Source organism: Streptomyces sp. NPDC059092, assembly GCF_042756365.1.
Lineage (GTDB): Bacteria > Actinomycetota > Actinomycetes > Streptomycetales > Streptomycetaceae > Streptomyces.
Genome location: NZ_JBHZEJ010000050.1, coordinates 18,996 through 45,487, shown reverse-complemented (window position 1 = coordinate 45,487; position 26,492 = coordinate 18,996). Strand labels below are relative to the sequence as shown.

The following is a 26,492-nucleotide window of genomic DNA, read 5'->3' as shown; positions in this document are numbered from 1 at the left end:
TGATCTTCCGCATGGAAGAATCCTGGTACGTCTGGTGGGGATGGCCTGTTCGAGGTGGATACGGCGGCGGTGGTGGAGCCGCAGACCGCACCACCGGTGCCGGTGAAGAAGACGTTCCGGGTGTTCGTCCCCGATCAGATGATGTTGCTGCCGCCGTCGCTGGATGAGTGGTTGCCGCAGGACCATCTGGCGCGGTTCGTCGCCGCGTTGGTCGACGAGGTCCTGGACCTGGCCCCGATCCTGGCGGCCTACACCGAGAAGCGCGGGTTCCCGCCGTATGACCCGCGTCTGATGGTCCGGCTGCTTATCCACGGCTACACAACCGGGATGCGCTCGTCGCGGGCGATCGAGCGCAGGTGCGTGGACGATGTGGCATTCCGCTACCTGGCCGCCGGGGCAGGCCCGGATTACCGGTCGATATCCAGGTTCCGGGCCCGGCACCTGGACGCCCTGGCCGGGATCTTCACCCAGTCGCCGCACCTGGCGCAGAGGCTGGGCATGGTGAAGATGGGCAGGGTGGCGTTGGACGGCACGAAGCTTGAGGCCAATGCCTCAAAGCACAAGGCGATGAGCAGCGACGGGGCCTACATCCAGGCCTGCAACGCCCAGGCCGTCGTGGACGGCGCGCACCAGATCATCACCGCCGCCGATGGACGACGAACCCCTCGGACGTGCTGAACTACACCATGATGCTCGACCAGTCCGCCGCGAACACCGGTATCCATCCCAAGCAGGCGCTGGTCGACGCAGGTACTGCTCCGAGGCGAACCTCGCGGCCGCGGCCGACCGCAAGGGAGAACACGGCACCGACACGTTCATGGCCACCGGTCGTCTGACCCACGACGAGCAGGTCAGCGCCGCACCGCACGGACGCATCCCACAGGACGCCACGGCCCGTGAGCGCATGGCCCGCAAGCTGCGGACCAAACCCGGCCGCGCCGCCTACAGCCGCCGCAAAGCCATCGCCGAACCCGTATTCGGCCAGATTATGACCTGCCAGGATGGCCGTGAACTGCTGCTGCGCGGTGAGAACGGGGCCCGTGGCGAATGGCGACTCCTGGCGGCCTGCCACAACCTCCGCAAGATCTTCCGGCACGCCGGAACCGCCGGGCTGGCCACCGCCAGAGCCTGACGGCCCGGCCGGAGCCCCCTGAACAACGGCCCACCGAGCCCACCACCGCGGCACCAGGCCCGAACGAACGGCCGCGACCGGCCATCAGCCGATCCACAACCGCTCGTCGGCCGGGCCATTACCGACCCACGCTCCTAGCCAGGGCCCCGCGCTACGCCGCGAACAGCATCGCGACCGTCACCACGGCCAGCAGCCCGATGTACGCCCAGGCGTGGGTACGGTCGGGGATCCGCGGCGGGCGCCGCCGCAGTACCGCGATCACCGGCAGGGCCCCGAGGAGCAGCGCCGACGCGGCGCGGAGGTCGACGAGCCCCGCCAGGTGTACGTGCGCGTCCACGGCGGCGGGGACCACGGTGCCGCCCAGGGACACCACGGTGGCCGGGAGCGCGATGGCGAGGGTGAGGGGGTTGGCCAGCGCGGTCGCCGTGTGCATCGTGTGCCCGGCCCGCCGCATCGCGGGGACGGTCATGACGCTGCCTCCCACACCGAGGAAGGCAGCGACGGCGCCGACCGGCACCCCGAGGACGGCCGGCAGCGGACGCGGAGCCCCGGAGGGTGCCTCGTCCGGGGGGCGAGGGCGGAGAAAGCCGGGGCGCAGGAGCAGATCGGCGAGGGTGAGAGCGACGTACGCGACGAACGCCCACCGGGCCGGATCGGGCGGGGCGAGGCGCGTGGCGAGCGCGCCCGCCGATCCACCGGCCGCCAGCAGGAGGAGCAACGTACCGCTGCCACGGAGCGCGAGGAGCACCCGCCGGGGTGTGACGGCCGTCGCGAACCCCGCGTTCACCACCATCACCAGCGCGGAGGTGGCCGTCGCCACCCGCATCGCGTCCGCGCCGAGCGCGGCGTCCGCCCACACCACGACCGGCACCGCGACGAACCCGCCGCCGAACCCGAACAACACCGTCGTCACCCCGGTGAGGAGTCCGATCCCGATCAACGCCATCACGTCCACAGGTACGTCCACAGGCACATCCACCCGCCCACTCCACCAGCTACGACGGGAGGCCCGCATGCGATGGTCGGCACAGTTCCTTCGAGTGTCGGCCGGTACGGTGGAACGATGAGGAACGTGCCGCTGGCCGAGGTGGACCACGTCGACCGGGCCGTCCTGCCGATCGGCACCGACTACCCGCCCGGCCACGTACTGGACTGGCACGAACACCGGCGCGCGCAGTTCCTGCACGGCGCCACCGGGGTCATGGTCGTCGACACCGCCGACGGCACCTGGACCGTGCCGCCCGAGCGTGCCGTCCTGATTCCGGCCGCCACCCGGCACCGGGTCCGCATGCTGGGGGTGAGCACACGGAGCCTGTACATCGAGCCGGACGCCGTCCCCTGGTGGCCCGGCAGCTGCACGGTCGTGGACGTGCCGCCGCTGCTGCGTGAACTGCTCCTGGCCGCCGAGGAGTTCGAGGCCGACTACAGCCGCTCCGGCCGGGAGGGGAGCATCGCCGCGCTCCTCCTGTACGAGATCGCCGAGCGCGCCCCGCTCCCGTTCCACGTCGGGATCCCCGCCGCCGCAGACCTGGCAGGGCTGTGCCGCGCGTATCTGGCCGCCCCGGACGCCGGCGTCACCAACGCCGCGTGGGCCGCGCGAACGGCCATGAGTGAACGGGCCTTCACCCGGCGCTTCCGCGCCGAGGCCGGTGACAGCCCCGCCGTCTGGCGGACCCGCGCCCGCCTGCTCGCCGCCGTCCCCCTGCTGCGTACCGCGTCGGTCAGCGAGGTCGGCGCCCGTATCGGCTACGCCTCTCCCGCCGCGTTCACCGCCGCGTTCACGCGCGCGTTCGGCATGCCGCCGTCCCGATTCACGGCGTCGGCCTCCCGCCCGTAGGGGAAAGTCCGGGCGGGAGGCCGACGGGGTCGTACAGCGCGGCAGGCCAGAGACCGACAGCCGTCGGAAACCGACAGCCGTCAGAGACCGTCGGTGTAGAGGAGCCGGTTGGGTGAGCCCGCCCCGATCGACGTCACCAGGTCCTTGTCGGACTCCTCCACGAGCCAGGCGGAGACGGCCGAGGGGGAGGCCGTCGGGTACTTCCCCTTGAGCAGCGCGGCGACACCGGCGACATGCGGGCTGGCCATCGAAGTTCCGCTGAGCGTCTTGTACCCGCCGCCGAGCTTGGCGGAGACGATGTCGACCCCGGGCGCGTACAGCTTCAGGCACGGGCCCCAGTTGCTGAAGGTGGCCTGCCGGTCCTCCCTGTCGGTGGCCCCGACCGTGATCACCTTGGACGCGCCGGCGGGCGAGACGTCACAGGCGTTCTGGTTCTCGTTGCCGGCCGCCACGACCGGCGGGACACCGCTGTTGGCGACGGAGTTGACCGCCGCGTTGACGGCCGTGGACTTCGATCCGCCGATGGACGCGTTCATGACCGCCGGCTGCTTGGCGTTCTTGGCCACCCAGTCGAAGCCGGCGATGACCCCGGCCCAGGAACCGCTGCCGTCGCAGCCGAGGACGCGGACGGAGACGAGCGAGGCCTCACGGGCCACGCCGTAGTCGGAACCGCCGACGGTCCCCGCCACGTGCGTGCCGTGGGAGTTGCAGTCCTGCCCGTTCTGTCCGTCACCGACCGAGTCGAACCCGACGCTCGCCCGGCCGCCGAACTCGCTGTGCGCGGTCTCGATCCCGGTGTCGACGATGTACGCGGTGACGCCCTTGCCCGTGCCCTTCACGTCGTACTGCCCGTCTAGCGGCAGATTCCGCTGGTCGATCCGGTCCAGCCCCCAGCTCAGGGCCGGCACCCGCGCCTGACGGCCGGCCAGGGCCCCGGCCTTCGTCGCCGGCGAGTTGGCCGTGACCACGGCGTTCTCCTCGACGGCCGCGACAGCCGGGAAACGGCGGACCAGATCCAGCTCGGACGTGCTCAGCGTGGCGGCGAACCCGGGAAAGACGGTCTCGTACGTGTGCAGGGCGCTGACCCGGAGCTGCCGCAGAACCGTGGACGGCGAGAACCTGGGCTTGAGGGAGACGATGTACTGCCCCGGAACCGCCTGGGCGGAACGTTCCACCGGAATCAGCCCCCGGTCGGGATCCGCCGCCATGGCAGAGGTACCCGTACCGGCGACCAGGGGAACGAGCAGCAGAAGGGCGGCCGATGCCCAGCGTGCGCGCAGGCGCATGTGTGTACTCCTTGCAGGTGGCTGATCGCCGGACGCGTCCCGGGCGGGATACATCAGACGATGTCCGAACACCTCTCTTTCGTCCCGGCACCCGGCACGCCTTGAGCGCTCGCCCGCACTGATGGCCGGATGGAGTAACGGGCGGGAGCGGGACGGTGAGCTGCGCCGGGACCTGTGCGGCGACTTGCGCGGCGGCCTGTGCGGCGACTTGCGCGGCCTACGGAATGTCGGTGGGGCTCGTCCGCGGAGCTTTCCCGAGGACGTGTTCCCGCCCCCACAGTCCGAGCGGACGGAGCGCCAGCTCCAGGGCGACACCGGACGCGGTCAGCGCGTACTCGACACGCGGCGGCACCTCGTCGTACACCTCGCGGGACACGATGCCGTGCGCCTCCAGCTCACGCAGATGGGCGGTGAGGACCTTCTCCGTGACACCGGGAAGCATCCGCCGCAGCGCGCCGAAACGGCGCGGGCCCCCCTCAAGCGCCCACAGGATCAGGACCTTCCACTTCCCGCCGATCACGTCCATGGCCGCGTCGATCCCACAGTGGTACGCGTCGGGCGCGCCCGGCCTGCCCACGGTCGCCATCGCGCTCGCCCCTCCCCCGTCCCGCACCACGTGGATCCCCTGGATCACCTGGATATATACCTCGGGGAAAGTGCCCACTTCGAAGTGGGTACTTGTTGCCCCCCGAGTTGTCGACCAGCTTAAGTGCCATGACTGACACCCCTTCTGACGCCATTTCCTCCTCTGTTTCCCCGTCCGCCTCCCCCTCCGTTTCTCCATCCGCCTCCCCCTCCCTCACCCTCCTGGGACTCGGGGCGATGGGCACGGCGTTCGCCCGCGCCTGGCTCGCCGTCGGATACTCCCTGACCGTCTGGAACCGCACGCCGAGCCGAGCGGAGGCGCTGATCGCCGAAGGTGCCAGGCCCGCCGCGAGCGCCGCCGAAGCGGTGGCCGAGAACGGGCTGGTCGTGACCTGCCTGCTGGACGACGCCTCGGTCGGCGCGGCACTGGCGGACGCCGACCTGACCGGCAAGGACCTGGTGGACCTCACCACGGGAACCCCGTCCGAGGCCCGGACCCGCGCCGCATGGGCCGAGGCGCGCGGCGCGCGCTTCCTCAGCGGCGGAATCATGGCCGTACCGCCGATGATCGGAGCACCCGAGGCAGGCGGTTACGTCCTCTACAGCGGATCCCAGGACCTCTTCGAGACGCACCGCACGACTCTGGCGCCCCCTGCGGGCACCCGATTCGTCGGCGGGAACCCCGGCCATGCCGCGCTCCAGGACGTGGCGCTGCTGAGCGGGATGTACGGCATGATCGCGGGCGCCGCGCACGCGTTCGCGCTGGTACGCGGGGAGAAGGACATCTCACCGGCGGAGTTCGCGCCGCTGCTGGCGCAGTGGGTGGCCGCGATGTCCACGATGATTCCGCAGATCGGCGAGCAGTTGGAGAGCGGCGACTACGAGTCGGGCGTCACGTCGGGCCTGGCCATGCAGGTCGCGGGCATCAAAACCCTCCTGAGCACGGCGCAGGACCAGAACGTCAGCCCCGAACTGCTGACCTCTGTCTTCGACCTGATGCGGCGCCGGGCCGAGACCGGGGGCGGCCGGGAGGGCTTCGCGGGAATGGTCGACCTGCTGGGCTGAGGACGGGCCGGGGGTACGCGACGCCCGCCCCCGCTCTTGGCCGGCGTGACGAGCGGCGAGCGGGGGCGGGCCATCGGTGTTCTCCCAACTGGCGCAGTCGGAGGGAGAGTTACGCCGATCGACGGACAGGCCGGTCAGCGACACAGAGCGACCATAGCGTCACCCAGAGGCGTGTATCAAGTGTTTTACGTCTAACGTGTGAGTCGATATCTCTCTGCATTTTGTACGGCAACGGAACGGGCGGCCCCCACCTGCGCCGATGGGAACCGCCCGCGTCAACCGCTCGACACCTCAGGCCAAGTCGTCGAACTCGCCCTCCTTGGCGCCACCGAGGAAGGCACGGAGCTTGGCACGGGTCGTACGGATGACGACGTTCGGATTGTCGCTCTCACGCATCAGGATCTCGTCGCCCTGTCTGGCAAGTTCCAGGCAGTTGGAGTCCTCGGCGTTGGAGGACTTCGAGGACTTGCGCCACTGAATTTCCATGGTTTTCACGCCTTCATACTTGTTGTGCGATCTTTCTGATGAAGTCTCGTGAACTCTCCGGGTCGAGAGACTTCTCCTCGATCCGGTCCAACACCGCCCGCCAGTTCATGAGACGCGTTTCGGCATCCAAAAACCCCGATCCGGTCGCGGTGTCGGTCTGCACGGTGTCGAGCTGCGGAACGGGGCCGTAGACGTAGTGTGTCGAACTGCTGGCGTGCGGGAAACCGCCTGCCGCGAACGGGATCGCGCGGACGGTGACGTTGTCTCGATCCGACTCCTTGAGCAGGTGGTCGAGTTGGCCGCGAGTCACTTTGGCGCCGCCATAGGTCATCCTCAGCGCCGCCTCGTGGACAAGGAAGACGCACGCGGGCGGGTCGGGCCGGTCGAGGACATCCCGTCGTTTCAACCGGTGCGAGAGCTGCCGTCGTCGGCGCGCCGGGCTCGACGGCGGCACATCCTCCGCGAACACGGCGCGTGCGTAATCCTCGGTCTGGAGCAGGCCGGGCATATGCATGATCTGCACCGATCGAATGCCGACGCCGTGATACTCCAGCTCGGCCAGATCCAGGGCACCGCTGGTGAGATCGCCCCGATACTCCTCCCACCACCCCTTTATGCGCTCCTCCGCCATGTCGGCGAGCGCATCGACATACGCCGCGTCAGGGCACTCGTAATGCCCGGCCCAGGAACGCACGCGCGCGCCACTCACGCCGAATCTTCCCGATTCGGTGTTGCTGATCGTGGTGCGGTCGGTGCCCAGCAGAGCCGCTGCTGCGGCCGGAGCTAGGCCTGCGTGCTCACGCATCTTGCGCAGTTCGGCGCCCAGTCGGGCCTGTCGCGCGGTGGGTGGCTTCCTTGGCGGCATCGGCGTCTCCTCGTGTCAGGTCTCAGTGTCACCCTCACTCATATGGGGGTCCACTGCTAACAAAATGTATTGGACTTGATACAACAAGTTAGATGGTGCGCTAGCGTCGCCTCATCACCGCGTCGCACGTCAGTAAGACCGAAGTGCAGCCGCTCCAGCGCGCCCTGAACTCTGCGCAGGTACGGCCGATGCCACGCATGGCGAGCAGCGCAACCGGCTCAGACCGCGTTGGGAGACGACGACATGACCACCGTTACCGCCCTTCCCGCACCTCCCGCCCTTCCGGCGCCACCACCGGCACCTCAGGGCGGCGAGCACTACCGGCTCGCCGTGCCGAACACGGTGAACGCCCCGAGAATCGCAAGGGATTTCGTCGGATCACTTCTGCGTGTCGGCAGGCACTCCGCCCTCGTGGACGACGCGCGTCTGTGCGTCACCGAGATCGTCACCAACGCCCATCGGCACACCCGCACACGGCAGATCCGTATCGACGTGACCATCAACCGGAAGCAGGTCACCGTCTCGGTCACGGACGACAAACCCTGGGCTCTGCCGATGCCTCAGAACCGTTGGCCTGGCCAGGAGTTCGAGGACGGCCAGGGGCTGCACCTCGTGGACACCCTCGCCCGCGCGTGGGGCACGACGATCTACGGAGCCTGCTCACCCCGGGCGAAAGCCGTCTGGTTCACGCTCGCCAGGAGCGAGGTCGTGGGAGCGTGACGCAGCCCGCGACCAGCTCCCTGCTGTGGGACTTCGTGGTGGCCGGGGTCGCGCTGGCGCTGGTGGCGGGAGGGCTGATGTTCACTCCCGTGCCAGGCCACGGGCACCGCCACCGGCGCGACCCCGGCAGCCGACGGCGGCCCGGACCGGGGGAACCCCGGCGCGAGGACCACTGGTAAGGGCCGCGCGCGGGTTCAGGCCGAAGGCCGATCCAAGTGACCAGGGACGCCTCATGGCGGGCGACGGGGGCGGGGCCCCTGGGAAGCGCTTCCACTCCTCGGGTCGGTTCCAGGCCGGCGGGTGGGTTCGCCCTGCGGGGCGCGCGGTCGTGGAGTGGGGTGGTGACGCGCTTCGTCAAGCGGCTCCCCACCGCATGTGCGCTGGGCTTCATGCCCCGCTGGTCATTCGTCGTGGGTGGGGGGCGGTGGTGAATGGCCGGGAGGGGTGGGGATGGGAGGGGAGGGGAGGGAGTGCGGGGCGGTGCCGGTCGGTGCCGGGGCTGCCGGGGTGCCGGTCGGTGCCGGGGCTGCCGGGGTGCCGGTCAGTGCCGGTTGGTGCCGGTCGATGCCGGTTGGTGCCGGGATACAGGGCGGACGTCTCCCCGAGCACAAGGTGTCGCAGATGCCCCGGTTTGCCCAAATTCTCTGGGGGTTGAGGGCCAGATATTCCGTTGGTGTGTACCGGGAGCGCACTCAGGCGGGACTCCGGGTACACACCCTCCCCGTCAGACGCCTCCCCCGCCCCACACGTCACACCCGCCCCGAACCCGCAGACCTCCAGCCCACCCCGGCACCCCAGCACCCCGGACTGACCATGCGCCCGGGGGCCCCACGCGAACCCCATCGGCCGGAACACAGAAACCCCCGCCCCCACCCACGGCGGGCGACCAGCGGGCATGAAGCTCAGCACGCGACCGGTCGACGGACGCTTGACGAAACGCGCCACCACCCCACACCACTACCGCGCGCCCCGCAGGGCGAACCGGCCCGCAAGTCTGGAACGGACCGGTAGGACGAGGGAGTTTCCCAGGGGACCCCTCCCCCCCGGCCGCCCCCTCCCACCGCCCTTTCCAGCGGTGGAGGGACGGGAGTCAAGGGTGACCGAAGGCCATCGGCGAAGCCGCCGCGACGTCGGAGCGCCCTTGACTCCCGGCACGGAACCGCGACCATCGGATCAGGGAGGGGGCGGCCCCGCCCGCCATAAGACACCTTGGGCCCGCCCCGACAGGCCCCGCCCGAACCTGCACCCCACAGCGGACAGCGGACAGCGGACCAGCGACCCGCAACCAGCGATCAGCGCCCAGCGACCCGCACCGTCACCCTCGGTCGACCGAGGCCATGAACGCCAGCATCCGGGTGTTGACCTGGTCCGCGTGGTCGATCTGGGGGCCGTGGCCCGTGTCGGAGATGATGTCGGCCCGGGCTCCTGGGATCAGGCGTGGGACGCGTTCCGCCTGGCGGTTCGGGTGGACCAGGAGGCTTCGCCTGCCGAGCACGAGGTGGAGCGGGGTACGGATGGTGCGCAGCTCGTCCTCGGACAGGGGGATCGGGGCCGGGCGGCGGATGCGGTACGCGCGGACGCTGGCCCTGATCATGGCGCGCAGCTCCGGCACGACGAGGACCGGCTGTTCCAGCCAGGCGGCCAGGCGGGGGCGGAGCCGCTTCGGGGCGGAGGTCGCGAAGAGGCCGGCGAAGATCCAGACGAAGAAGCGCAGGCCCACCTTCTCCAGTCCGCCGGGGTCGAGGAGCGTGACCGAGGCGAGGCGACCGGGCCCACGGTGCGCCTGGTTGAGGGCGAGCCATCCACCGTACGAACTGCCGACGAGGTGCACGCGGTCGAGGCCGAGGCCCGCGAGCGTCTCGTCCAGCCACTGTGCGGCCCGTTCGGGCTGGTGGATGGGTTCGCGCTGCACGCTGCGTCCGGGGTCGCCCGGGGTGTCGATCGCGTAGACCGGGCGCTCGGCGCCGAGGGCGGGGGTGTTGGGGTACCACATGGCGGAGCAACTGCCCGCCCCGTGCACCAGGACGACCGGGGTGCGGGACGCGGCGGCGGGATCCGTGGGGCCGTACCGGTAGACGTGGGTGGTGCCGAAGCCGGTCTCCACATCGGTCTCGGCGACGGCCGGCGCCCCCAGCGCGTAGAGCGCGTCGCAGGCCGCGAAGTAGCGGTCCCGCAGGGCGTCGTTCACATAGCGGCCGACATCGGGCCGGGTCCGGGTCGTCGTCTCGGGCATGGCGGGCCACCTCCGGAGGCAATCTTCTTTATGGTACGACCGTACCATGAAGATGGTACGGCTGTACCATGAAACCGCCCGCCTTCGCCCGGCCTCGCCCGGCGTGCGGGCGAGGGAAACCGACGAGCGGAGAAGGCGGCCGATGCCCAAGCGGGTGGATCACGAGGAGCGGCGGACCGAGATCGCCGACGCGCTCGTCCGGGTGGCGGCGAGGCAGGGCCTGCACGCCGTGGGGATGCGTGACGTGGCGGCGGAGGCGGGGGTGTCGCTGCGCCTGGTGCAGTACTACTTCCAGACCAAGGAGAAGCTGCTGTTCTACGGCCTGGAGCGCCTGGCCCGGCGGTTCACCGAGCGCGTCGCCGCCCGGCTCGCCGCCGTGGGGGCCGACCCGGGTCCGCGTGCGACGGTCGAGGCCGTACTGCTGGTGTCGCTGCCGACCGACGAGGAGAGCCGTACCTTCCACCTCGTCTACACGTCGTACGCCGTGCTGGCCATGACCGACAGGACGCTCGCCGCCCAGCCCTTCACCGACAACCCGGCCGCCGCCGAGGACGCCGTGGCCGGGCTGCTCCAGCAGGCGCGGGAGGCGGGGCTCACGCGGCCGGACACGGACCCGCGTACGGAGGCGATCAGCCTGCTCGCACTGACGGCGGGGCTCGGTACGAGCATCCTGGCCGGGCACCGGAGCCCGGAGTCCGCCGTCGCGGTACTCACCCACCATCTGGACCGCGTCTTCCGGAGCGGGTGACGACCGCGGGCCGGCCATGGCGCCCGTACGCGCCGAAGGGCGGCGGGCCAGGAGCCCACCGCCCTTCGGGCAGAACCGGCCGGTACCGACCGGCCCCGACGGGCACCGATCAGTACCCGCCGCCGCCGCTACTTGATGATCGTGATGCGGTCCGCGGCCGGGGGCGCCAGCGGCGCCTGCGCCGTGGAGTTCGCCGCCAGGTACGCGTTGAACATGTCCAGGTCCGACGCGCCGACCAGCTTGTTCGTCCCCTGGCCCAGGGCCGCGAAGCCGTCGCCGCCGCCCGCGAGGAACTCGTTCATCGCGACGCGGTACGTCTTCGCCGGGTCGATCGCCGCACCGTTCAGCTTCACCGAGTCCGTGACGACACGGGCCGCGCCCGACTTCGTCATGTCCAGGGTGTACGTGAGGCCCTTCGAGACCTGAAGGATCTTCGGCGACGCCTCGTTCGAGCCGCTGACCTGCTGCTGGAGCACGGTGATGAGCTGCGCGCCGGTCAGGTCGACGGCGTTCATCATGTTGGTGAACGGCTGCACGGTGAACGCCTCGCCGTACGTGACGACCCCGTCGCCCTCACTGCCCGACGCCTTGTGCACCAGGTCGGAGCGGATCCCGCCGGGGTTCATGAAGGCGATCTGCGCGCCGCCCTTGTCCGCCGGGGCCATGCCCGCGAGCTGCGCGTCCGCGATCACGTCGCCGAGCGGGGTCTCGGGCGTCGTGGCGCCACGCCCGTTGATGTCCGCCGAGATGTAGCCCTGCGGGGCGTTGGCGATCGGCGCGGCCAGCTTGTTCCAGCGCGCGATCAGGTCGGTCATGTCCTTGGCCTTGGCCTGGTCACGGCTGACGATGTGGTTGGCCGACTTCACGCCCGCCCGCACGATGTCCTTCGTACGGAGGTCGTAGGTGAGCGTCGTGTCCGTGTAGAGCTTGCCGAACGACGAAGCGGACGTGACCAGGCGCGGGTTGCCGGACGGGTCCGGGATCGTGCACGCGTACGCCTGGTGCGTGTGGCCCGTCACCAGCGCGTCGACCTTCGGCGAGATGCCCTTGGCGATGTCGACGATCGGCCCGGAGATGCCGTTGCCGGCGCCGGGGCTGTCGCAGTCGTAGTTGTACGCGGTCGAGGCCGGCGCGCCGCCCTCGTGGATCAGCGCGACGATCGACTTGACGCCCTGCTTGTCCAGTTCCTTGGCGTACTTGTTGACCGTCTCGATCTCGTCGTGGAACTTGAGGCCCTTGACGCCCTCGGCGGTCACGATGTTCGGCGTGCCCTCCAGGGTCACCCCGATGAAGCCGATCTTGACGCCGTTCTTCTTCCACACCGTGTACGGCTTGAGGACCGGCTTGCCGGTCTTCTCCGACGTCACGTTGGCGGCGAGGTAAGGGAAGTCGGCTCCCTTGAACTTCTTGCCCTTCTCGTAACAGCCCCCGGTCGGGTGACAACCGCCGTTCTGGAGGCGGCCGAGCTCGGTGGCGCCCTCGTCGAACTCGTGGTTGCCGACGGCCGTCACGTCGAGGTCGATCTTGTTGAGCGCCTCGATGGTCGGCTCGTCGTGGAAGAGACCGGACAGCAGCGGGCTCGCGCCGACCATGTCACCGCCCGCGGCGGTGATGGAGTACGGCTGGCCCTTGCGCGCGGTGCGCAGCGAGGTCGCCAGGTACTCGACGCCGCCGGCGGGGATCGCCTTGGTCGTGCCGTCGGCCTGCTGCTCGGTGACGGTTCCGGCGGAGCCGGCCGGCGCCTCCAGGTTGCCGTGCAGGTCGTTGAAGGACAGGAGTTGCACGTCGACCGTCTTGGGCTTCGGCTTCGGCTTGGAGTGGCTGAAGCCGTGCCCGCCGCCGTGTGCGGGGGTCTGTGCGGTGGCCGGCATCGCGGCGACGAGGGCGCCTGCGGTGGCCAGACCGGCGGCAGCGGCGAGCACCCGCCGTGCCGCGCGGTTCTTCTGCGGTGTCGCTGACATCGATCCCCTTATGAACTCAAAAGTCTGGAGCCTGCGAGCGGCAGCCTAGAGTCAACGCGCGTAGCTCGGACAGGGGCGGCGGGTTACGAGTGGGTTGCCTTTGCGCGTACGTCACCGGTCGGCACCGCGCGCACCCTGCGGCCGTACCGCGCGCACCACTCCGCCCCGTACCCCGCCCGTACCCCTCCCGGGCCGCGCCGCCGCCGTACCCTCGACGCATGACAGACGCAGTGACCCGCGAGTCCGGCCGGCAGATCCAGACCCTCGACGCGCTCACCCCGGAGCAGGCCGAGGACGTCCTCGGCCTCCTCGCCGAAGCAGCCGCCACGGACGGGGTGCAGGCCGTCTCCGAGCAGGGGCGGCTCCAGTTGCGCGGCGGACACCGCGAGGGCGTACGGCACTTCCTGGTCACCGCGGACCGGGAGGGCGGCGACACCGGATCCGATCAGGGAGAAGGCGGGGCGCGGGAGCTGGTCGGATACGGGCAGTTGGAGGACACCGACCCCATCGAGGCGCCGGCCGTCGAGCTGGTCGTACACCCCGGGCGGCGCGGCCGGGGCCACGGCCGCGCGCTGGGCAACGCGCTGCTGGGCGCCTCCGGGAAGCGGCTGCGGGCCTGGGCGCACGGCGGGAAGTCGGCCGCCCGCCATCTCGCGCAGGTGCTCGGGCTGACGCTCTTCCGCGAACTGCGGCAGCTCCGCCGCCCGTTGGCCCCGCTGGGCATCGCGGAGCCGGTGCTGCCGCCCGGGGTCACCGTCCGCACCTTCGTCCCCGGGCAGGACGACACGGCCTGGCTCGCGGTCAACGCCGCCGCCTTCGCCCACCACCCGGAGCAGGGTTCGCTGACCCAGCGGGACCTGGACGACCGGATCGCGGAGCCGTGGTTCGACCCGAAGGGGTTCTTCCTCGCCGAGCGGGACGGGGAGCTGATCGGGTTCCACTGGACGAAGGTGCACGCCGAGGAGCAGCTCGGCGAGGTGTACGTCGTCGGCATCAAGCCGGACGCGCAGGGCGGCGGCCTCGGCAAGGCGCTCACCGCGATCGGACTGCGGCACCTGGCGGCGCAGGCGCTGCCGACGGCGATGCTGTACGTGGACGCGGACAACACGGCGGCGGTGACGGTGTACGAGCGGCTGGGCTTCGTCACGCACGAGGTGGACCTGATGTACCGCACGGAGACCTGAGTACGTACGGGTCCGGGCCCGGGGGCGGCGCGGGGTCGGGGGGCCGGTCCCGGCCCCCCGCTCCGGGCCGGACCCCGCACCCGCACCGGCCGGCCCGGCCTCCCGCACCGCCCCGCACCGCACCACCCCCGGCCACCCGAACGGCGTACGTACCGTACGGTCGGCCCCGGCGGGACCCGCCCCGCTTCCCTGCATGTCATGTCACCGTTACCGGCCATTCAGAAGCCCTTGCGACCCTCGGTGAATGCAGCCCGAGCCCGCTGTACCCCCCACCCCGGACGGCACCCCGAACGCCACCCCGAACCGCAGGCCGAAAGCCACCGCGAACGGCACTCCCGCCGCCAGGACCGCTCCGAACGGCAGGATCCGTCTCACCCCCGCTCTCTCCGACGCGCCTGTCGTACCCTCTGCGCGGAAGAATGGGGACATGAGCCACCAGCCCGCCGAGGTTCCGGTCCAGCATTCCCAGCCCCCTCAGCAGCCGTCCGTCGGCTTCATAGCCGCGCACCGGCCCCATACGGTCGCCACGACCGGGTCGGCGGGCGATCTCGAACCCGATCTCGACTCCGACCTCGACGCGTACGAGGAGGACCGCGACCACGGCGGCGCCGAGCTGCCCCAGGGCCGGTTCCTGGACCGTGAGCGGAGCTGGCTCGCGTTCAACGAGCGGGTGCTGGAGCTGGCCGAGGACCCGGCGACGCCGCTCCTCGAACGGGCGAACTTCCTCGCCATCTTCGCGTCCAACCTGGACGAGTTCTTCATGGTCAGGGTCGCGGGCCTGAAACGGCGCATCGCGACCGGTGTCGCCACCCGCTCCGCCTCCGGCCTCCAGCCGCGTGAGGTGCTGGACCTGATCTGGACCCGGTCGCGCGAGCTCATGGCCCGGCACGCCGCCTGCTACCAGCAGGACATCGCCCCCGCGCTGGCCGACGAGGGCATCCACATCATCCGCTGGCCCGAGCTGACCGAGAAGGAACAGGCGCGTCTCTTCACCCTGTTCCGCCAGCAGATCTTCCCGGTCCTCACCCCCCTCGCGGTGGACCCGGCCCACCCCTTCCCGTACATCTCAGGGCTCTCCCTCAACCTCGCGGTCGTCGTGCGCAACCCGGTCAGTGGTCACCGGCACTTCGCGCGGGTGAAGGTGCCGCCGCTGCTGGCCCGCTTCCTGGAGGCGTCGCCGCAGCGCTACGTACCCCTCGAAGACGTGATCGCCGCGCACCTGGAGGAGCTGTTCCCCGGCATGGAGGTGCTCGCGCACCACATGTTCCGGGTCACGCGCAACGAGGACCTGGAGGTCGAGGAGGACGACGCCGAGAACCTCCTCAAGGCGCTGGAGAAGGAGCTGATGCGGCGCCGCTTCGGGCCGCCGGTGCGCCTGGAGGTCGAGGAGTCCATCGACCCGTACGTCCTCGACCTGCTGGTCCGCGAGCTGAAGGTGTCCGACGCGGAGGTGTATCCGCTGCCGGGGCCGCTGGATCTGACGGCGCTCTTCCGGATCTCGTCGCTGGACCGGCCGGAGCTGAAGTTCACCAAGTTCGTCGCGGGCACGCACCGCGATCTCGCCGAGGTGGAGTCGTCCTCCGCGCCCGACATATTCGCGGCGCTGCGCGAGCGCGACGTCCTGCTGCACCACCCGTACGACTCGTTCTCCACCTCCGTCCAGGCGTTCCTGGAGCAGGCGGCGGCCGACCCGGACGTGCTGGCCATCAAGCAGACGCTGTACCGGACGTCCGGCGACTCCCCGATCGTGGACGCGCTGATAGACGCGGCGGAGTCCGGCAAGCAGGTCCTCGTCCTCGTCGAGATCAAGGCGCGCTTCGACGAGCAGGCCAACATCAAGTGGGCGCGCAAGCTGGAGGAGTCCGGCTGCCACGTGGTGTACGGGCTGGTCGGTCTGAAGACGCACTGCAAGCTGTCGCTGGTGGTACGGCAGGAGGGCGAGACCCTGCGCCGCTACAGCCATGTCGGCACGGGCAACTACCACCCCAAGACGGCCCGGCTCTACGAGGACCTGGGGCTGCTCACCGCCGACCCGCAGGTCGGCGCGGACCTCTCCGACCTCTTCAACCGGCTGTCGGGCTACTCCCGCCGGGAGACCTACCGGCGGCTGCTGGTCGCCCCGAAGTCCCTGCGGGACGGGCTCATCTCCCGGATCAACAAGGAAGTGGCGCACCACCGCGCCGGGCGCCCCGCCTATGTCCGTATCAAGGTCAACTCGATGGTGGACGAAGCGACCATCGACGCCTGTTACCGGGCGGCGCAGGCGGGTGTCCCGGTGGACATCTGGGTGCGCGGGATCTGTGCCGTACGGCCCGGAGTGGCGGGCCTGTCGGAGAACATCCGGGTGCGGTCGGTCCTGGGGCGCTTCCTGGAGCACTCCCGGATCTTCGCGTTCGGCAACGGCGGCGAGCCGGAGGTCTGGCTCGGCAGCGCCGACATGATGCACCGCAACCTCGACCGCCGCATCGAGGCGCTCGTCCGGATCACCGACCCGGCCCACCGCGCGGCGATCACCCGGCTCCTGGAGACCGGGATGTCCGACACGACGTCCTCCTGGCACCTGGGCGCGGACGGCAACTGGACCCGGCACTCCGTGGACGCGGAGGGCCAGCCGCTGCGGCACGTACAGGAAATGCTCATAGACGCCCGGAGGCGCCGGCGTGCAGCACCATGAAGTGGACACCGACCGGGGCGCGACATCCGGAACGGTGCCGTCCGCACCACCGGCCCCCGCCGATCCGGCCGCTCCGGCCGGCCTGAGCGGCCCTGCCGATTTCACCGATCCCGCCGGCCCCGCCGATTCCGCGGTTCCGGTCGCGGGGCGGCTGACGGCGGGCGAGATCCTGGCCGGGTACCTGCACGCCCGCGCGGGCGACTTCCTGCGCGGGCTGCGACTGTACGGCGAGAGCGGCGCGGACACGGCCGCCGCCGAGGAGGCGGCCCGTACGCTGCGCGGCGCGGCGCGCCGGATCGGCGGCGCGCTGCACACGTACCGGCCGCTGCTCGACCCGGTCTCGGCGGACCAGCTCCGTACGGAACTGGGCTGGCTCTCCGGCACCCTCGCCCTGGAGCACGCCTGCACGAACCGGCTGCACCGGCTGCTGGGGGCGCTGGCCCGGCTCTCGGGGGCGGCGGTGCCGCAGGCCGCCACCGCGTCACCGACCGGTACGGCGTCGGCGGGTACGGCACGGACCGGCACCCTGGCCGTGGGCACGCTGACGGTCGGGGCGTCCCGGGCGGGCGCGCTGCTGGACCGCCAGCTCACCCTGGCCAGGACGCGCGCCCACTCCTCGGCGCTCCAGGCGCTGGGCTCTTCCCGCTTCCACGCGGTGGCGGACGCGGTGGCCGTACTCGCCTCCGAGGTGCCACTGGCGCCGATGGCGGGCGCCCCCGCGGTCGAGGTGCTGTCGGGCCCCGGCGAGGCGACGGAGGCCCAGCTCCTCGACGCCGTGGCCGCGCTGCCACTGGCGCGCGCGGCCCATCCGTACAACGCGGAGGCGCTGGTGCACGGCCTGGCCACCACGTCCGAAGGGGAGGCGCAGGACGCGCCGTGGCACCAGGTACGGCGGCTGCTGCGGCTGCACCGCTACACCCAGGAGGTGTGGTGCGCGGGCGGCGCCCCCGATCCGGCCCTGCTCGCGGCGGGCCGGACCCTGGACCGGCACCGCGACGCGGCCGAGGCGGCAGCGGCGGCGGCGAACGCGGCCCGCACGCCCCGGATCGCCCCGACGACCGCGTACGCGCTGGGCGTGCTCCACGCCGACCAGCGCCACGAGGTCGAGGCGGCGCGCTTCGCGTTCCAGCAGCTCTGGCAGAAGGCGGCGGTGACGCGATGACCGAGCCTGCGAACGGTACGGGCGGAACGAACGGTACGGGCGGAACGAACGGTACGGGCGGGCCCAAGGGCCAGGGAACGGTCCTGGCGGCGGGGTGCGTGCTGTGGCGCCGGGCCCCGTCCAAGGAGGACGGGGTCGAGATCTGCCTCGTCCACCGGCCCAAGTACGACGACTGGTCGCACCCCAAGGGCAAGCTCAAGCGCGGCGAGAGCGCCCTGGCGGGCGCGGTCCGCGAGGTCCTGGAGGAGACGGGCCACCACTGCGCGCCGGGCGCCCGCCTGAACACCGTCCACTACCTGGCCCAGGGCCGCCCCAAGGAGGTCACCTACTGGGCGGCCGAGGCGACGGTCGGCGTCTTCGTCCCCAACAGCGAGGTGGACAGCATCACCTGGCTGACACCGGAGGCCGCCCGCACGCGTCTGACCCAGCCGCGCGACCGCGTCCTGGTGGACGCGCTGCTCGCCGCCCTGCACGCGACCTGAACCCGGACGGCGTCGAGAGGCTTCCCGGCCTCTTCCCGGCCTCTTCGCTACGGCCGCCGTACCTCGAACTGGAAGCAGCCGTACTCCACGGCCCGTACGTGCACCAGCGCCACCTCCGGCTCCGCGAAGGCGTCGGCGAGGGCCCCGTCGAAACCGGCCGTGCAGTCCTCGGGGACCTCGAAGAGCCGTCCACCGGCGATGCGCCCCCGGGCGTCGTACCGGCGCAGCGTACGGAGCGCCCCGGGCCGCGCGAAGGGGTACCCGGGGGCGCCCTGCGGCCCCGCGCACGCCTCGGCGTGGATGAACACCGGCCCCGCTTCGTCGTACGCCCCCGGCTCGGCCCCGTACGCCGCCGCCCAGCGCCGCAGGGGCGCGTACGAGACGAGGGCGATCCGCTCGCCGGGGACGACGCCCCGCAGGCAGCAGCGCAGCGGACTGCCCAGGCAGGCGAGGGGCACGCCGTCCTCCCGCGCGGTGAACGGCCGCGGGGCCCGCCCGGAGTCGTCCGTGTCACGAAGCTCCTTGAGGGCGTCGGCAGCGATGGGCAAGGGGACGTACACGGTCGACGGGAGGTAACCGGCCAGGGGTGTGTATGCGCTCATACGCCCAGTCTTCGTGCCCCCTTCCCGGCACGCTGGCGGCATTCGGACGACGAGCCCGCCGCGGTTCGCCGCGCGAACATCCGGGCCGCCGTACGGGAGGCCTTCTTCCGCGTCGGCCGCCGTACCGGAGGCGCCCCTTCCGCGCCCCGTACGGGTCGGGACCGCGCCCCACGCGAACACCCCGCACTCGAACACCAGGGTGTCCGGCGAGGTTCACCTTCCGTTCACCCCCTTCCGTCGGCGGCTTCACCTGATCTGCCTAATTTCGGCCTTACACGGTGACGGTTAAAGCGCCGCACCGGCCACCTCGACGCACGCCGCCGTACAACAGGTCAGACCGGCGGCTCCTGGAAGGAACACCCCAAAAGTGAAGCTTCAGCGCAAGAACGGGCTGCGCGCCACCGCGCTCGGTGCCCTCGCCGTCTCCGGCGCCCTGGTTCTCACGGCGTGCGGTTCGGACAACAACAGCGAGGGCAGCACGACCGGCAGTGGCACGAAGTCCAGCGCCGCCTCCAGCGCCGTGTGCAAGGACGCCAAGGGCCAGCTGCTCGCGTCCGGCTCCAGCGCGCAGAAGAACGCCATGGACCTCTGGGTGAAGAACTACATGGCGACCTGCTCCGGCGTGGAGGTCAACTACAAGTCCTCCTCCTCCGGCGAGGGCATCGTGGCGTTCAACCAGGGCACGGTCGGCTTCGCCGGTTCCGACTCGGCGCTCAAGCCCGAAGAGGTCGCCGACTCGAAGAAGTCGTGCACGGGCGGCGGCCAGGGCATCAACCTGCCGATGGTCGGCGGACCGATCGCGATCGGTTACCACCTGGAGGGTGTGGACAGCCTCGTCCTCGACGCGCCCACCCTCGCCAAGATCTTCGACAGCAAGATAAAGACCTGGAACGACCCGGCGATCAAGGCGCTCAACCCGTCCGCCAAGCTGCCGAACAAGCCGATCCAGGCGTTCCACCGCTCCGAGGACTCCGGCACCACGCAGAACCTCGGCAAGTACCTGGGCGCCACGGCCTCCTCCGACTGGAAGTACGAGGCCGAGAAGAAGTGGCCCGCCCCCGGTGGCCAGGCCGCTTCCGGCTCCGCCGGTGTCGCCACGCAGGTGAAGCAGGTGGACGGCGCGATCGGTTACTTCGAGCTCTCGTACGCCACCTCGCAGAAGATCTCCACGGTCAAGATCGACACGGGCGCCAGCGCCCCGGTCGAGGCCACCTCGGAGAACGCCTCCAAGGCCATCGCCGCCGCCAAGATCAAGGGCACCGGCAAGGACCTGGCGCTCGACCTCGACTACACCACCAAGGCCGACGGTGCCTACCCGATCGTCCTGGTGACGTACGAGATCGCCTGCGACAAGGGCAACAAGCCGGCCACGCTCGCCACGATGAAGTCCTTCCTGACCTACACCTCCAGCGAGGACGGCCAGAAGCTGCTCTCCGAGGCGGGTTACGCCCCGATCCCGGCCGAGATCAACGCCAAGGTCCGCGAGACGGTCGCCTCGCTCTCCTGACACCGCCCGACCCGGTACGTGGTCTCCCCGTGAGGAGAGGCCACGTACCCCTCGTTCCACGGTGACGGCAGCCGGCCCGGCGCACCCCTCCGGGCCGGTGGCCGCCCCACCCCATCCGGTGCACCGCCGCCAGGGGAGCCGGCGCTCCCCCACACAGACCGGAAAGACATGGCTTCCACCACACCGACAGACGTTCCGCCGGCCCCGCCGGCCGATCCCCCGTCCCGGTCCTCCACGGGCCGCGCGGGCGACAACATCTTCTCGGGCCTCTCCAAGGGCTCGGGCATTCTGCTGCTCGTCCTCATGGCGTCGATCGCGGTGTTCCTCACCTACCGCGCCACCATCGCCATCTCGAAGGACGAGGGCAACTTCCTCACGACCTTCGACTGGAACCCCTCCGCGAGCCCGCCGGTCTTCGGCATCGCGGTCCTGCTCTTCGGCACGATCGTCAGCTCGATCATCGCGATGGTCATCGCGGTTCCGATCGCTGTCGGCATCGCCCTGTTCATCTCGCACTACGCGCCGCGCAAGGTGGCCTCTCCCCTCGCGTACGTGGTGGACCTGCTGGCCGCCGTGCCGAGCATCATCTACGGCATCTGGGGTGCCGTGGTGCTCGTGCCGTACCTCGGCGGTCTCAACAGTTGGCTCAGCGAGTACTTCTCGTGGACGTACCTCTTCGACCAGACGCAGCCCGGCCCCGCCAGGAACATGCTGACCGTCGGCATCCTGCTGGCGATCATGATCCTGCCGATCGTGACGAGCGTCAGCCGGGAGGTCTTCCTCCAGGTCCCGCGGATGAACGAGGAGGCCGCGCTCGCGCTCGGCGCCACCCGCTGGGAGGTCATCCGGCTCTCCGTGCTCCCCTTCGGACGCTCGGGCGTCATCTCCGCCTCCATGCTGGGGCTCGGCCGCGCGCTCGGCGAGACGATGGCCGTCGCCACGGTCCTCTCCCCGAACTACCTGATCTCGCTCCACCTGCTCGACCCGGGCGGCGGCACGTTCGCCCAGAACATCGCGGCGAAGTTCGACGAGGCCGACGAGCTGGGGCGTGACGCCCTGATCGCCTCCGGCCTGGTCCTCTTCGTCCTCACCCTGCTGGTGAACGGTGCGGCCCGGCTGATCATCGCGCGCCGCAAGGAGTACTCGGGGGCCAACGCATGAGCCACGCGACCATCCAGGACACGCCGACCCCGCTGCCGCCGTCCGGCGGCCGGCGCGGCAGCCTCAGCCAGCGCAGCCTGCCGCGCTGGGCCCCGGCCGGCTTCGCCGCGATCGGCGTGCTCATCGGCGTCGCCATCGGCGCGGGCGCGGGCCTGAGCAGCAAGGTCCAGTGGGGCCTGATCGCCGTCGTCGCCTTCCTCGTCGTCTCGTACACCGTCACGACGGCCGTCGAGAACCAGCGCCAGGCCAGGGACCGTCTCGCCACCAGCGTCGTCTGGGTGTGCTTCGTCCTCGCCGTCATCCCGCTGTTCTCGCTGCTGTGGACCACGATCGTGCGCGGCGCGAAGGTCCTCGACATCAACTTCCTGACGCACTCCATGGCCGGGGTCCTCGGCTCCGAGGCGAACGGCGGCGTCTACCACGCGCTGATCGGCACGCTGGAGCAGGTCGGCATCGCCACGGTGATCGCCACGCCGATCGGTCTGCTGACCGCCGTCTATCTGGTGGAGTACGGCAAGGGCGGGCTCGCCAAGGCGGTGACGTTCTTCGTGGACGTCATGACGGGCATCCCGTCGATCGTCGCCGGTCTGTTCATCCTCTCGCTGATGCTGATGACCAACACCCAGCCGTCCGGCCTGATGGGCTCGTTCGCGCTGACGATCCTGATGCTCCCCGTCGTGGTCCGCTCCACCGAGGAGATGCTCAAGCTCGTACCGAACGAGCTGCGCGAGGCCGCGCTCGCCCTCGGCGTACCGAAGTGGCGGGTGATCCTCAAGGTGGTCCTGCCGACCGCGATCGGCGGCATCACCACCGGTGTGATGCTCGCGATCGCGCGTATCGCGGGCGAGACCGCGCCGATCATCCTTCTCGTCTTCGGCAGCCAGCTCATCAACAACAACCCCTTCGAGGGTGCCCAGTCGTCGCTCCCCTTCTACATCTACGAGCAGTACAAGCTCGGTGAAGTGGCGTCGGTCGACCGTGCGTGGGCGGCAGCGCTGGTGCTGATCGCGTTCGTGATGATCCTCAACCTGGTGGCGCGCGGCATCGCCCGCTGGAAGGCCCCGAAGACCGGCCGCTGAGGCCCGAGACCCGGCTCCGCCGCGCGGAGCCACGAAAGAAGCAGTGGTTGTAATGGCCAAGCGCATCGACGTCAGCGGACTGACCGCCTTCTACGGCTCCCACCGGGCCATCGACGACATCTCGATGACCGTCGAGCCCCGCTCGGTGACGGCCTTCATCGGCCCGTCCGGCTGCGGCAAGTCCACCTTCCTGCGCACCCTGAACCGGATGCACGAGGTCACCCCCGGTGGCCGCGTCGAGGGCAAGGTGCTGCTGGACGACGAGAACCTGTACGGGACCAACGTCGACCCGGTCGCGGTCCGCCGTACCGTCGGCATGGTCTTCCAGCGCCCGAACCCGTTCCCGACCATGTCGATCTTCGACAACGTCGCGGCGGGGCTGCGGCTGAACGGCACCGTCCGCAAGAACGAGCTGGCGGACGTCGTCGAGAAGTCCCTCAAGGGCGCGAACCTCTGGAACGAGGTCAAGGACCGCCTGAACAAGCCCGGCTCCGGACTCTCCGGCGGCCAGCAGCAGCGGCTGTGCATCGCCCGCGCGATCGCGGTCGAGCCGGAGGTGCTGCTGATGGACGAGCCGTGCTCGGCGCTGGACCCGATCTCCACGCTCGCGATCGAGGACCTGATCGGTGAGCTGAAGGAGCGCTTCACGATCGTCATCGTGACGCACAACATGCAGCAGGCGGCGCGGGTCTCGGACCGTACGGCCTTCTTCAACCTGGCGGCCGTCGGCCAGCCCGGCAAGCTCATCGAAATAGACGAGACCGAGCGGATCTTCGCCAACCCGTCCGTGCAGGCGACGGAGGACTACATCTCCGGCCGCTTCGGATAGGTCACTCCGACCCCCTCCGGGCGGTAGGTCCGTCCCGGAACCTTCCGGAGGGGTTCGGACGGCCGGACCTGGCGACACAGACGTCCTGCGGTGCTGCATGGCGGTGCCACCGCAAGACGAAGGGCCCGCCCCCTCTCCCAGGGGGGCGGGCCCCATCACGTTGTACGGAAGCGCGCCGGGCGCGGACGGTACGGACCGGGCCCTCAGGCCGGTCCGTCAGCCGGTCAGCCGGTCAGCCGAAGGCGAGGTTGACCAGCCAGAAGCTGACGGCCGCCACCAGCGCCGCCGCGGGCATCGTGATGAACCAGCCCAGGATGATGTTCTTGGCGACACCCCAGCGGACCGCGTTCACCCGCTTCGTCGCCCCCACACCCATGATCGCCGAGGTGATGACATGCGTCGTCGAGATCGGCGCGTGGAACAGGAACGCCGAGCCGAACATGATCGACGCCCCCGTCGTCTCCGCCGCGAAGCCCTGCGGCGGGTCCAGCTCGATGATCTTCCGGCCGAGCGTGCGCATGATGCGCCAGCCGCCCGCGTACGTACCGAGGGAGAGCATCAGCGCACAGACGATCTTCACCCAGACCGGGATCTCGTCGCCCGAGCCCTCGACATCGGCGATGACCAGGGCCATCACCACGATGCCCATCGTCTTCTGCGCGTCCTGGAGGCCGTGCCCGAGCGCCATGCCGGCCGCCGAGACGGTCTGGGCTATGCGGAAGCCGCGCTTGGCCTTGTGCGGGTTGGTCCTGCGGAACATCCACATGATCGCGACCATCACCAGATAGCCCACGACCAGACCGATGACCGGCGAGACGAACATCGGGATGACGACCTTCTCCAGGACACCGCCCCAGATGACGTCCGTACCGCCGGCGAGCGCGGCGCCCACCATGCCGCCGAACAGCGCGTGCGAGGAGGAGGACGGCAGACCGAAGTACCAGGTGACCAGGTTCCAGACGATCGCGCCGACCAGCGCGGCGAAGAGGATGCCCATGCCCCGCGAGCCGTGCGGGGTGGCGATCAGCCCTTCGCTGACGGTCTTGGCGACGCCCTGTCCCAGGAACGCGCCCGCGAGGTTCATGACGGCGGCCATCGCGAGCGCGGCACGCGGTGTCAGGGCCCGGGTGGAGACCGAGGTCGCGATCGCGTTCGCGGAGTCGTGGAAGCCGTTGGTGTACGTGAAGCCGAGCGCGACACCGATGGTCACGATCAGCGCAAAGGTGTCCACGTGGTTCAGGACTCCTTGACGGCGATGGTCTCCACCGTGTTCGCGACGTGCTCGAACGCGTCGGCGGCCTCTTCGAGCACGTCGACGATCTGCTTGAGCTTGAGTACTTCCATCGCGTCGTACTTGCCGTTGAAGAGGTGGGCGAGCAGCTTGCGGTGGATCTGGTCGGCCTGGTTCTCCAGCCGGTTGACCTCGATCCAGTACTCGGTGAGGTTGTTCATCGTCCGCAGGTGCGGCATGGCCTCGGCGGTCAGCTCGGCGGCGCGCGCGAGGACCTCGATCTGCTGCTCGACGCCCTTGGGAAGCTCTTCGACGTTGTAGAGGACGACCAGGTCGACGGCCTCCTCCATGTAATCCATGATGTCGTCGAGCTGGGACGCCAGGTTGTAGATGTCCTCGCGGTCGAACGGCGTGATGAAGGAGGAGTTGAGCTGATGGAAGATCGCGTGAGTGGCGTCGTCGCCCGCGTGCTCCGCTGCCCTCATCCGCTCCGCGATCTCGGCCCGGGCGGAGGAATCCGCACCGAGGAGTTCCATCAGGAGCTTGGAGCCCGTGACGATGTTGTCCGCGGAGGCGGCAAACATGTCGTAGAAGCTCGTCTCCCTGGGGGTCAGACGAAATCGCACGTGGGGTCCTCGGGTTACATGGATTCGGTCAGGGGTGATGCTAGGCGCATCATCCGGCCACAGCTAACCGGCACCCCAGTGTCACTCATGGGTCAAGGACATGAGGACAGGGCCCTGCCCCAAGGCTCACAGACGGGTACCATATACCCACGAGGGGTATATCAACCTTTTCGGGCAGCGCACACGAAGCGCACAGAACACCAGCAGGAGGACGCGATGACGACCACAGAGGCGGCCGGCGCGGCGACGGGCGGCGCGCCCTCCGTGACGAACGCGACGTCCGAGGGATCCGCGGCGAGCACGGCGAGCGTTACGGACGCCACGTACGCCGCGGACGCCGCGGACGCCACTGAGGCGACGACCGCGACATCGGTGGCCGAAACCGGCCACGACCACGGGGTCCACGGCTACCACCACCAGAAGGGCGAGCACCTCAAACGACTGCGCCGGATCGAGGGCCAGATCCGCGGGCTCCAGCGCCTGGTCGACGAGGACGTCTACTGCATCGACATACTCACCCAGGTCTCCGCGTCGACCAAGGCGCTCCAGTCCTTCGCCCTCCAGCTCCTGGAGGAGCATCTGCGCCACTGCGTGGCCGACGCCGCGGTCAGGGGCGGCGACGAGATCGACGCGAAGGTGGAGGAGGCGACGAAGGCGATCGCCCGGCTGCTCCGCACCTGACCCCGGCCCCCTGTGGAGCCGGCGCCCTCACCCGGAGCGGGACGCACGGCCGGGCACCTTCACTCCGGACAGGGCTCCCGTCGGCGGGGGCCCCGGGGCGGCTGCGGGTGGCGCGGGGGCGTCGGGCGCTCGGCCCGTACGTTCAGCACCTCGTCGATACGGTCGGGGCTGAGCCGCTCCCCGTCCGTCGCGGACGCCGCGATCATCAGCTCGCCGCACCACTCGATCTCGGCGAGGGCCACATGGTCGTGAACGGTCGGCGTACGCACCAGAGCCACGTGCCCTCACCTCTTCCTGCCGGTCCGTCCGGTCCCGCCGGTCTCGGCTTCCTAGCGTAGGGAGGGTGATACACGCCG

The 26,492-nt window shown here is 70.5% G+C and carries 25 protein-coding genes and 1 pseudogene; 15 read left to right on the top strand and 11 right to left on the bottom strand.

Annotation, left to right across the window (positions count from 1 at the left end; translation table 11 throughout):
• The first annotated feature begins 54 nt into the window (after nucleotides 1–54).
• A pseudogene (locus ACFXPL_RS25580) lies at nucleotides 55–1,132 on the top strand (transposase).
• Between the two features lie 151 nt (nucleotides 1,133–1,283).
• Here ACFXPL_RS25580 and ACFXPL_RS25575 read toward each other — a convergent pair.
• Nucleotides 1,284–2,078, bottom strand: coding sequence for a sulfite exporter TauE/SafE family protein (locus ACFXPL_RS25575; protein WP_384923883.1), 795 nt, complete (start codon nucleotides 2,076–2,078; stop codon nucleotides 1,284–1,286).
• 117 nt (nucleotides 2,079–2,195) lie between these two features.
• On the opposite strand from ACFXPL_RS25575, the gene ACFXPL_RS25570 reads away from it, so the two are divergent.
• Nucleotides 2,196–2,969, top strand: coding sequence for an AraC family transcriptional regulator (locus ACFXPL_RS25570; RefSeq protein WP_384923838.1), 774 nt, complete (start codon nucleotides 2,196–2,198; stop codon nucleotides 2,967–2,969).
• An 80-nt stretch (nucleotides 2,970–3,049) separates the two neighbouring features.
• Here ACFXPL_RS25570 and ACFXPL_RS25565 read toward each other — a convergent pair whose 3' ends face one another.
• Complete coding sequence (locus ACFXPL_RS25565; protein ID WP_384923836.1) at nucleotides 3,050–4,255, bottom strand: S8 family peptidase; 1,206 nt, start codon at nucleotides 4,253–4,255, stop codon at nucleotides 3,050–3,052.
• A gap of 217 nt (nucleotides 4,256–4,472) precedes the next feature.
• Complete coding sequence (locus ACFXPL_RS25560; protein ID WP_384923881.1) at nucleotides 4,473–4,841, bottom strand: winged helix-turn-helix transcriptional regulator; 369 nt, start codon at nucleotides 4,839–4,841, stop codon at nucleotides 4,473–4,475.
• Between the two features lie 128 nt (nucleotides 4,842–4,969).
• Between ACFXPL_RS25560 and ACFXPL_RS25555 the strand changes: the two genes are divergently transcribed.
• The gene (locus ACFXPL_RS25555) at nucleotides 4,970–5,905 is read left to right on the top strand and encodes an NAD(P)-dependent oxidoreductase (protein ID WP_384923834.1); all 936 of its coding nucleotides are present in this window, start codon (nucleotides 4,970–4,972) and stop codon (nucleotides 5,903–5,905) included.
• A gap of 291 nt (nucleotides 5,906–6,196) precedes the next feature.
• Here ACFXPL_RS25555 and ACFXPL_RS25550 read toward each other — a convergent pair whose 3' ends face one another.
• Nucleotides 6,197–6,391: a DUF397 domain-containing protein gene (locus ACFXPL_RS25550; protein WP_384923832.1), complete on the bottom strand. Its 195-nt coding sequence runs from the start codon at nucleotides 6,389–6,391 to the stop codon at nucleotides 6,197–6,199.
• Nucleotides 6,392–6,404: 13 nt separating this feature from the next.
• A complete protein-coding gene (locus tag ACFXPL_RS25545) occupies nucleotides 6,405–7,256 on the bottom strand; it encodes a DUF5753 domain-containing protein (protein WP_384923830.1) in 852 nt (283 codons plus the stop codon).
• 243 nt (nucleotides 7,257–7,499) lie between these two features.
• Here ACFXPL_RS25545 and ACFXPL_RS25540 point away from each other — a divergent pair, with 243 nt between their 5' ends.
• Together ACFXPL_RS25540 and ACFXPL_RS25535 are read left to right on the top strand one after the other, a co-directional pair.
• Complete coding sequence (locus ACFXPL_RS25540) at nucleotides 7,500–7,976, top strand: ATP-binding protein (protein ID WP_384923829.1); 477 nt, start codon at nucleotides 7,500–7,502, stop codon at nucleotides 7,974–7,976.
• Nucleotides 7,973–8,155 (top strand): hypothetical protein, encoded by a 183-nt coding sequence (locus ACFXPL_RS25535; protein ID WP_384923827.1) that lies wholly within the window; start codon nucleotides 7,973–7,975, stop codon nucleotides 8,153–8,155. The genes ACFXPL_RS25540 and ACFXPL_RS25535 overlap by 4 nt, the downstream gene beginning before the upstream one ends.
• A 1,136-nt stretch (nucleotides 8,156–9,291) precedes the next feature.
• Here ACFXPL_RS25535 and ACFXPL_RS25530 read toward each other — a convergent pair.
• Nucleotides 9,292–10,209 (bottom strand): alpha/beta fold hydrolase, encoded by a 918-nt coding sequence (locus tag ACFXPL_RS25530; RefSeq protein ID WP_384923825.1) that lies wholly within the window; start codon nucleotides 10,207–10,209, stop codon nucleotides 9,292–9,294.
• Nucleotides 10,210–10,351: 142 nt separating this feature from the next.
• Between ACFXPL_RS25530 and ACFXPL_RS25525 the strand changes: the two genes are divergently transcribed.
• Nucleotides 10,352–10,957, top strand: a complete 606-nt coding sequence (locus tag ACFXPL_RS25525; RefSeq protein WP_384923823.1) for a TetR/AcrR family transcriptional regulator — start codon at nucleotides 10,352–10,354, stop codon at nucleotides 10,955–10,957.
• Between the two features lie 128 nt (nucleotides 10,958–11,085).
• Here the strand turns inward: ACFXPL_RS25525 and ACFXPL_RS25520 are convergent, their stop codons facing one another.
• Nucleotides 11,086–12,918: a bifunctional metallophosphatase/5'-nucleotidase gene (locus tag ACFXPL_RS25520; RefSeq protein WP_384923822.1), complete on the bottom strand. Its 1,833-nt coding sequence runs from the start codon at nucleotides 12,916–12,918 to the stop codon at nucleotides 11,086–11,088.
• Nucleotides 12,919–13,136: 218 nt separating this feature from the next.
• Here ACFXPL_RS25520 and mshD point away from each other — a divergent pair, with 218 nt between their 5' ends.
• From mshD to ACFXPL_RS25500, 4 genes are all read left to right on the top strand, one after another.
• Nucleotides 13,137–14,102, top strand: a complete 966-nt coding sequence (gene mshD / locus ACFXPL_RS25515; protein ID WP_384923820.1) for a mycothiol synthase — start codon at nucleotides 13,137–13,139, stop codon at nucleotides 14,100–14,102.
• A gap of 427 nt (nucleotides 14,103–14,529) precedes the next feature.
• Nucleotides 14,530–16,776 carry an RNA degradosome polyphosphate kinase gene (locus tag ACFXPL_RS25510; RefSeq protein WP_384923818.1) on the top strand — a complete coding sequence of 749 codons (2,247 nt, stop codon included), beginning with the start codon at nucleotides 14,530–14,532 and terminating at the stop codon, nucleotides 16,774–16,776.
• Nucleotides 16,777–16,927: 151 nt separating this feature from the next.
• Nucleotides 16,928–17,938, top strand: a complete 1,011-nt coding sequence (locus ACFXPL_RS25505; RefSeq protein WP_384923879.1) for a CHAD domain-containing protein — start codon at nucleotides 16,928–16,930, stop codon at nucleotides 17,936–17,938.
• Nucleotides 17,935–18,420: an NUDIX hydrolase gene (locus ACFXPL_RS25500; protein WP_384923816.1), complete on the top strand. Its 486-nt coding sequence runs from the start codon at nucleotides 17,935–17,937 to the stop codon at nucleotides 18,418–18,420. Before ACFXPL_RS25505 ends, ACFXPL_RS25500 begins: the two co-directional genes overlap by 4 nt.
• A 47-nt stretch (nucleotides 18,421–18,467) precedes the next feature.
• Here ACFXPL_RS25500 and ACFXPL_RS25495 read toward each other — a convergent pair whose 3' ends face one another.
• Nucleotides 18,468–19,022, bottom strand: coding sequence for a DUF1203 domain-containing protein (locus ACFXPL_RS25495; RefSeq protein ID WP_384923815.1), 555 nt, complete (start codon nucleotides 19,020–19,022; stop codon nucleotides 18,468–18,470).
• A 367-nt stretch (nucleotides 19,023–19,389) separates the two neighbouring features.
• Here ACFXPL_RS25495 and pstS point away from each other — a divergent pair, with 367 nt between their 5' ends.
• The 4 genes from pstS (at nucleotide 19,390) to pstB (ending at nucleotide 23,598) form a co-directional block, all read left to right on the top strand.
• Complete coding sequence (gene pstS / locus ACFXPL_RS25490; protein WP_384923813.1) at nucleotides 19,390–20,529, top strand: phosphate ABC transporter substrate-binding protein PstS; 1,140 nt, start codon at nucleotides 19,390–19,392, stop codon at nucleotides 20,527–20,529.
• Nucleotides 20,530–20,697: 168 nt separating this feature from the next.
• Complete coding sequence (gene pstC, locus ACFXPL_RS25485; protein ID WP_384923811.1) at nucleotides 20,698–21,690, top strand: phosphate ABC transporter permease subunit PstC; 993 nt, start codon at nucleotides 20,698–20,700, stop codon at nucleotides 21,688–21,690.
• Nucleotides 21,687–22,769: a phosphate ABC transporter permease PstA gene (pstA, locus tag ACFXPL_RS25480; RefSeq protein WP_384923809.1), complete on the top strand. Its 1,083-nt coding sequence runs from the start codon at nucleotides 21,687–21,689 to the stop codon at nucleotides 22,767–22,769. Before pstC ends, pstA begins: the two co-directional genes overlap by 4 nt.
• 52 nt (nucleotides 22,770–22,821) lie before the next feature.
• Nucleotides 22,822–23,598, top strand: a complete 777-nt coding sequence (gene pstB, locus ACFXPL_RS25475) for a phosphate ABC transporter ATP-binding protein PstB (protein WP_384923807.1) — start codon at nucleotides 22,822–22,824, stop codon at nucleotides 23,596–23,598.
• Between the two features lie 232 nt (nucleotides 23,599–23,830).
• Here the strand turns inward: pstB and ACFXPL_RS25470 are convergent, their stop codons facing one another.
• Nucleotides 23,831–24,829 carry an anion permease gene (locus tag ACFXPL_RS25470; protein WP_384923805.1) on the bottom strand — a complete coding sequence of 333 codons (999 nt, stop codon included), beginning with the start codon at nucleotides 24,827–24,829 and terminating at the stop codon, nucleotides 23,831–23,833.
• Between the two features lie 5 nt (nucleotides 24,830–24,834).
• On the bottom strand, nucleotides 24,835–25,455 hold the full coding sequence (locus ACFXPL_RS25465; RefSeq protein ID WP_329824694.1) for a DUF47 family protein: 621 nt from the start codon (nucleotides 25,453–25,455) through the stop codon (nucleotides 24,835–24,837).
• A 216-nt stretch (nucleotides 25,456–25,671) separates the two neighbouring features.
• On the opposite strand from ACFXPL_RS25465, the gene ACFXPL_RS25460 reads away from it, so the two are divergent.
• The gene (locus ACFXPL_RS25460; protein ID WP_384923803.1) at nucleotides 25,672–26,136 is read left to right on the top strand and encodes a metal-sensitive transcriptional regulator; all 465 of its coding nucleotides are present in this window, start codon (nucleotides 25,672–25,674) and stop codon (nucleotides 26,134–26,136) included.
• A gap of 59 nt (nucleotides 26,137–26,195) precedes the next feature.
• On the opposite strand, the gene ACFXPL_RS25455 is transcribed toward ACFXPL_RS25460, so the two are convergent.
• On the bottom strand, nucleotides 26,196–26,414 hold the full coding sequence (locus ACFXPL_RS25455) for a hypothetical protein (RefSeq protein ID WP_384923801.1): 219 nt from the start codon (nucleotides 26,412–26,414) through the stop codon (nucleotides 26,196–26,198).
• Nucleotides 26,415–26,492: the final 78 nt, after the last annotated feature.